This is a genomic window from Pseudomonas frederiksbergensis (assembly GCF_000802155.2).
GTDB classification, from domain to species: domain Bacteria; phylum Pseudomonadota; class Gammaproteobacteria; order Pseudomonadales; family Pseudomonadaceae; genus Aquipseudomonas; species Aquipseudomonas frederiksbergensis_A.
This window is the reverse complement of record NZ_JQGJ02000004.1, coordinates 587,808-594,044: the sequence shown is the minus strand read 5'-3', so window position 1 is coordinate 594,044 and position 6,237 is coordinate 587,808. Positions and strand designations below refer to the sequence as shown.

Annotated in this window: 7 protein-coding genes; all 7 read left to right on the top strand. The window is 60.3% G+C overall.

Annotated features, from left to right (window positions below; genetic code table 11):
• On the top strand, positions 1-226 hold a 226-nt coding region (locus JZ00_RS11275; RefSeq protein ID WP_039589358.1), incomplete at its 5' end, for an OprD family outer membrane porin.
• A gap of 181 nt (positions 227-407) precedes the next feature.
• Positions 408-1,229 carry an NAD-dependent epimerase/dehydratase family protein gene (locus JZ00_RS11270; protein WP_039589356.1) on the top strand — a complete coding sequence of 274 codons (822 nt, stop codon included), beginning with the start codon at positions 408-410 and terminating at the stop codon, positions 1,227-1,229.
• Between the two features lie 43 nt (positions 1,230-1,272).
• Positions 1,273-2,178, top strand: a complete 906-nt coding sequence (locus tag JZ00_RS11265; RefSeq protein ID WP_039589353.1) for an SMP-30/gluconolactonase/LRE family protein — start codon at positions 1,273-1,275, stop codon at positions 2,176-2,178.
• Between the two features lie 56 nt (positions 2,179-2,234).
• The gene (locus JZ00_RS11260) at positions 2,235-3,206 is read left to right on the top strand and encodes a TRAP transporter substrate-binding protein (protein WP_039589352.1); all 972 of its coding nucleotides are present in this window, start codon (positions 2,235-2,237) and stop codon (positions 3,204-3,206) included.
• Positions 3,207-3,282: 76 nt separating this feature from the next.
• A complete protein-coding gene (locus JZ00_RS11255; protein ID WP_039589348.1) occupies positions 3,283-3,810 on the top strand; it encodes a TRAP transporter small permease in 528 nt (175 codons plus the stop codon).
• On the top strand, positions 3,810-5,090 hold the full coding sequence (locus JZ00_RS11250) for a TRAP transporter large permease (protein ID WP_039589347.1): 1,281 nt from the start codon (positions 3,810-3,812) through the stop codon (positions 5,088-5,090). Before JZ00_RS11255 ends, JZ00_RS11250 begins: the two co-directional genes overlap by 1 nt.
• A gap of 161 nt (positions 5,091-5,251) precedes the next feature.
• Positions 5,252-6,121 (top strand): aldose 1-epimerase, encoded by an 870-nt coding sequence (locus JZ00_RS11245; RefSeq protein ID WP_039589345.1) that lies wholly within the window; start codon positions 5,252-5,254, stop codon positions 6,119-6,121.
• Positions 6,122-6,237: the final 116 nt, after the last annotated feature.

Below are 6,237 nucleotides of genomic sequence, written 5' to 3'. Positions count from 1 at the left end.
CCTGACCCTGATGAACCGCTACATCAGCGGTGACAACGTGCACACCGCCACCGTCGATGATGGCAAGGAATGGGGTCGCGAGAGTGAGCTGGCCTACACCGTGCAGAGCGGCGTCTTCAAGAGCCTCAACGTAAAATGGCGTAACTCGTCGCTTCGTCGTGACTTCAGCACCAACGAGTTCGACGAAAACCGTCTGATCTTCAACTACCCGATTTCGCTCCTGTAACACCCATGGAACCCGTGCCACGAGCGCCTGCCAGCGCCATGGCATGCCCCGGCAAGGATGCCGACCTAGAGCGGTTCGTCGATCAAACGTTGACAAGGTAGCGGAAGGATAAGGATATTCCCTCTCGGTCGTACGACAACTTATAACAACTGTACCTCTCACTGTTTGCTCAGGTAATGCCATGACCACCACACAGATCCGCCACCCCTTCAATCGCCTGCTGCTGACCGGCGCCGCCGGCGGCCTTGGCAAAGTCTTGCGCGAACGCCTCAAGCCTTATGCCCGCCACATTCGCCTGTCGGACATCGCCAACATGGCTCCGGCCATCGACGAAAGCGAGGAAGTGGTGCCGTGCGACCTGTCTGATAAGCAGGCCGTGCACCAACTGGTGGAAGGCGTCGATGCCATCCTGCATTTCGGTGGGGTATCGGTTGAACGCCCGTTCGAGGAAATCCTCGGCGCCAACATCAGCGGCGTGTTCCACATCTATGAAGCCGCGCGCAAGCACGGTGTCAAACGCGTGATCTTCGCCAGCTCCAACCACGTCATCGGTTTCTACAAGCAAGACCAGACGCTTGACGCCCATTGCCTTCGTCGTCCGGATGGCTACTACGGCCTGTCCAAGTCCTACGGTGAAGACGTCGCCAATTTCTACTTCGATCGCTACGGCATCGAGACCGTGAGCATCCGCATCGGCTCGTCGTTCCCGGAACCACAGAACCGTCGGATGATGAGCACCTGGCTGAGTTTCGACGACCTCACCCAACTGATCGAATGCTCGCTCTACACGCCGAAAGTCGACCACACCATCGTCTACGGCGTCTCCGCCAACCGTGACGTCTGGTGGGACAACAGCCACGCCGCGCACCTGGGCTACAAGCCCAAGGACACGTCGGAAATCTTCCGCGCCAAGGTCGAAGCGCAGCCAATGCCGGCCGCCGATGACCCGGCCATGGTTTACCAGGGCGGTGCCTTCGTGGCTGCCGGCCCGTTCGACAACTGATTCGCCTGTTGTACATGGGATACACACGAACCAAGGAATCACCATGCAAGCCGAATTGATCGTCGACGCACGCAATGCCGTCGGGGAAAGCCCAGTGTGGGTCCCCGAGGAAAATGCCCTGTATTGGGTGAACATCCCCAGCGGTGGCCTGCAGCGCTGGAACGCCAGCAGCGGAAAGGTCCAAGGCTGGGAAGCTCCCGAAATGCTCGCCTGCATCGCCCGCCACCAGGACGGCGGCTGGATCGCGGGTATGGAAAGCGGTTTCTTCCGCCTGCATCCCAATGACGACGGCAGCCTCGACAGCGAATTGTGCGCAAACGTCGAGCACACTCGCACCGACATGCGCCTCAACGACGGCCGTTGCGATCGCCAGGGCCGTTTCTGGGCCGGCAGCATGGTGCTGAACATGGGCGCCAACGCCGACGAAGGCCGGATGTACCGTTATGACGCCGGGCAACGCAGCCCGGTCGAGGCGCAACTGAGCAGTTTCATCGTGCCCAACGGGCTGGGTTTCAGCCCCGACGGCCGGACGATGTACCTCTCCGATTCGCACCCGCTGATCCAGCAGATCTGGGCCTTCGACTACGACATCGATAGCGGCACGCCGTCCAATCGGCGCTTGTTCGTCGACATGATGCCGTTGGCCGGGCGCCCGGATGGCGCGGCGGTGGACGCCGATGGTTGCTATTGGATCTGCGCCAACGACGCCGGGCTGATTCACCGCTTCACCCCGGACGGACGTCTCGACCGTTCACTTGAAGTGCCGGTGAAAAAACCGACCATGTGCGCCTTTGGCGGCAGCCAACTGGACACCCTTTTCGTGACCTCGATTCGACCGGGTGACGACAACGATCCGCAATCCCTGGCCGGTGGCGTGTTCGCCCTCAAGCCTGGCGTCAAGGGCCTGGCTGAACCTGCGTTCGGAGGATGGAAACACTCCGCCAACTGATCTGCTTTGCCGCTTCACATCGATAGACATAAAAACAACAACACTGGAGATTGACCATGAATTTCAAACGCACACTTCTGATCGCGGCCTTGCCCCTGGCCTTCCTGGCCCAGGCGGCACACGCTGAACTCACCCTGAAAATCGCCGACATCCACCCCAAGGGCTACCCGACCGTGGTCGCTGAGGAGTCCATGGGTAAAACCCTGGAAAAGGAGAGCAAGGGCGAACTGAAGTTCAAGTACTTCCCAGGTGGCGTACTGGGTTCTGAGAAAGAAGTCATCGAGCAGATGCAAGCCGGCGCGATCCAGATGTCTCGCGTCAGCCTGGGCATCGTCGGGCCTGTGGTGCCGGACGTGAACGTCTTCAACATGCCGTTCATCTTCCGCGACCAGGCGCACATGCGCGCCGTCATTGACGGTGAAGTGGGCGATGCGATCCTCGACAAGATCACCAACTCTGAATTCGGCCTGGTGGCCCTGGCCTGGATGGATGGCGGCACGCGCAACCTTTACACCAAGAAACCGGTGCGCAAGATCGAAGACCTCAAAGGCATGAAGATTCGGGTAATGGGCAATCCGATGTTCATCGAAACCTTCAACGCCATGGGCGCCAACGGTATCGCCATGGACACTGGCGAGATCTTCAGTGCCTTGCAGACCGGCGTGATTGACGGCGCGGAAAACAACCCGCCGACCATGCTTGAGCACAACCACTACCAGAACGCCAAGTTCTACAGCTTGACCAATCACCTGATCCTGCCCGAGCCGATCGTGATGTCGAAAATCACTTGGAACAAGCTCACGCCAGAGCAGCAGGAGATGGTGAAAAAGGCCGCCAAGGCTGCCCAGGCTGAAGAGCGCCAACTGTGGGATGAAAAATCCGCCAAAAGTGAAGAAAAACTCAAGGCTGCCGGCGTCGAGTTCATCAAGGTCGACACAAAGCCCTTCTACGACGCCACCGCACCGATCCGGGCCAAATACGGTGCTCCGTATGCCGACCTGATCAAGCGCATCGAAGCTGTCCAGTAAGGCCTCTCAATCTGTACTCATGAAACGGCTGGGCGCGCCTGCGGTTAAAAGGCGCGCCCGGTTACGGTGGAACCCGATGAAGAATTTGCTGCTGCGTATCAACGACACGATCTACATGACTTGCATCTGGGTCGCCGGCCTGTCTGTCCTCGCCGTTGCGCTGATGATCCCTTGGGGCGTGTTCGCCCGCTACGTCCTCGGCACCGGCTCAAGCTGGCCGGAGCCCACCGCGATCTTGCTGATGATCGTATTTACCTTCATTGGTGCTGCTGCCAGCTACCGCTCCGGCTCGCACATGGCCGTGGACATGGTCACCAGCCGCATGCCCCCGCACTTGCAAACCCTGGCTTCGGTGTTCACCCAGCTATTGATGGCGGCGGTGTGCATTTTCATGACTGTCTGGGGCACCAAGCTGTGCATGACCACCTGGAACCAGTTCATGAGCGCCATCCCTACCCTGCGCGTTGGCATCACTTACATGCCGATCCCGATCGGTGGGTTCCTGACCCTTATTTTTGTCCTGGAAAAACTCTTGCTGGGTGACCAAAGCAAGCGTCGGGTCGTGCAGTTCGACCTGGTCGAAGAAAACGAAGGTGCCGCTTAATGGACGCTCTGATTCTGCTGGGCAGTTTTTTGCTGTTGATCCTGATCGGCATGCCGGTCGCCTACGCATTGGGCGCCGCCGCCCTGATCGGGGCTTGGTGGATCGATATTCCGTTCCAGGCCATCATGATCCAGATAACCGGCGGGGTGAATAAATTCTCGCTGTTGGCCATTCCGTTCTTCGTCCTGGCCGGCGCGATCATGGCCGAGGGCGGCATGTCCCGCCGCTTGGTAGCATTCGCCAGCGTGCTGGTCGGTTTCGTCCGTGGTGGCCTGTCCCTGGTCAACCTCGTGGCCTCGAGTTTCTTTGGCGCGATCTCCGGTTCCTCGGTGGCGGACACCGCGTCGGTTGGTTCGGTGCTGATCCCGGAAATGGAACGCCGTGGTTACCCGCGTGAATTCGCCACCGCCGTCACCGTCAGTGGTTCGGTACAGGCGCTGCTGACACCGCCAAGCCATAACGCCGTGTTGTACTCGCTTGCTGCCGGCGGCACCGTCTCCATCGGTTCGCTGTTCATGGCCGGCATCGTCCCCGGCATCATGATGAACCTCTGCCTGATGGCGCTGTGCCTGGTTTTCGCGAAAAAACGCAATTACCCCAAGGGCGAAGTGATTCCGCTCAAGCAAGCGTTGAAGATCTGCAAGGAAGCCATGTGGGGCATGATGACCTTGTTCATCATCCTTGGCGGCATTCTGTCCGGCGTATTCACCGCCACCGAATCCGCCGCCATCGCCGTGGTGTGGGCGTTCTTCGTGACTATGTGCATCTATCGCGACTACAAGTGGAGCGAGTTGCCGAAACTGATGCACCGCACGGTGCGCACCATCTCCATCGTGATGATCCTGATCGGCTTCGCCGCCAGCTTCGGCTACATCATGACCCTGATGGAAATCCCGGCGAAGATCACCACCGCGTTCCTGACGCTGTCGGACAACCGCTACGTGATCCTGATGTGCATCAACGTGATGCTGCTGGCCCTGGGCACTGTGATGGACATGGCGCCGCTGATCCTGATCCTGACGCCGATCCTGATGCCAGTCATCGTCGGCATCGGCGTGGACCCGGTGCAGTTCGGCATGATCATGCTGGTGAACCTGGGTATCGGCCTGATCACCCCGCCGGTGGGCGCGGTGTTGTTCGTCGGCTCCGCCATCGGCAAGGTCAGCATCGAAAGCACCGTCAAGGCCCTGCTGCCGTTCTACGGCATGCTGTTCCTGGTCCTGCTGCTGGTGACCTACGTGCCTGCCATCTCGCTGTGGCTGCCGAATCTGGTGCTGTAACCCAACAGTGAGCAAGCCCCCCTTGTGGCGAGGGAGCTTGCTCCCGCTGGACTGCGCAGCAGGCCCCTCCGTGTCAATCGGGGCGCCTGCTTCGCAGCCGAGCGGGGGCAAACTCCCTCGCCACAAGAGCTTTCTGCCCCTTTGAAAAAGACCCTGCCATCATGACGCCCCCTCTCCTCCACCTCCAAGACGAACTCACCCGCCTCACCCTGGCCCCGCACCTGGGCGCCAGCTTCGTTGAATGGACCTTGCGCAGCACCGGAGCCCCCCTGCTGCGCCCTCCTGCGCCACAAGCGGTGGAAAATGGTCTGCCGGGCAAGCTCGGCTGCTTCCCATTGATCCCCTGGTCCAACCGAATCGCCCAAGGTGGTTTCGATTGCCCCGGTGGCTGGCTCGCCCTGGACGCCAACAGCCCCAACGATCCGTTTCCCATTCACGGCAGCGCCTGGCAGCAACCTTGGCAGGTGGCCGAACAGAGCGCACAGGAAGTCTTGCTGCAACTCGACAGCCAAACACCGTTCGCCTATTGCGCCAGCCTGCGGATCCGCTTGAGCGGCGGCCAGCTGCAAATCGCCCTGCACGTCACGCACATGGCCGAACAGGCTGCCTGGCACGGGTTGGGTTTGCACCCATATTTCCCGCGCACTGCCGGTACGCGCCTGCAAACCCGCGCCAGTGAAGTCTGGATGTGCGACGCCGCGAAACTGCCGACGGAACTGACGGACGTTCCTTCTGACTGGGATTTCCAACAAGCACGGTCGCTGCCGAAGACCCTCGTCGACAACGGTTTCGGTGGTTGGGACGGACGATGCCTGATCCAACAGCCGGACCTGGGTTACGAACTGGAATGCCGTGCCAGCGGCAGCGGGTATTTCCTGTTGTACTGCCCTGTGGGTCTGGACTTTTTCTGCATCGAACCGGTGAGTCATCCGGTCAATGCCCATCACCTGCCAGGACGGCCGGGGCTGCGATTGCTGGAGCAAGGGCAGTCGGTGGCGCTGGGGTTTTCGATGCAGTGCCGAGAGCTCTAGGCGGCACACGATCCCTTGCTCGACGATAAGAATCTCTCAAGCCGCGCACGCCTGTTGTCAGGTGTGAACGCATTTGCAGGCGCCCTGTGCCTCACTTAAGCTGCGGACCCTATGTT

Bases quoted from the DNA above. Each gene is read 5' to 3' on its own strand.
- JZ00_RS11250 (WP_039589347.1), top strand. From the start codon at position 3,810: ATGGACGCTCTGATTCTGCTGGGCAGTTTTTTGCTGTTGATCCTGATC.
- JZ00_RS11245 (WP_039589345.1), top strand. From the start codon at position 5,252: ATGACGCCCCCTCTCCTCCACCTCCAAGACGAACTCACCCGCCTCACC.
- JZ00_RS11270 (WP_039589356.1), top strand. From the start codon at position 408: ATGACCACCACACAGATCCGCCACCCCTTCAATCGCCTGCTGCTGACC.
- JZ00_RS11265 (WP_039589353.1), top strand. From the start codon at position 1,273: ATGCAAGCCGAATTGATCGTCGACGCACGCAATGCCGTCGGGGAAAGC.
- JZ00_RS11260 (WP_039589352.1), top strand. From the start codon at position 2,235: ATGAATTTCAAACGCACACTTCTGATCGCGGCCTTGCCCCTGGCCTTC.
- JZ00_RS11255 (WP_039589348.1), top strand. From the start codon at position 3,283: ATGAAGAATTTGCTGCTGCGTATCAACGACACGATCTACATGACTTGC.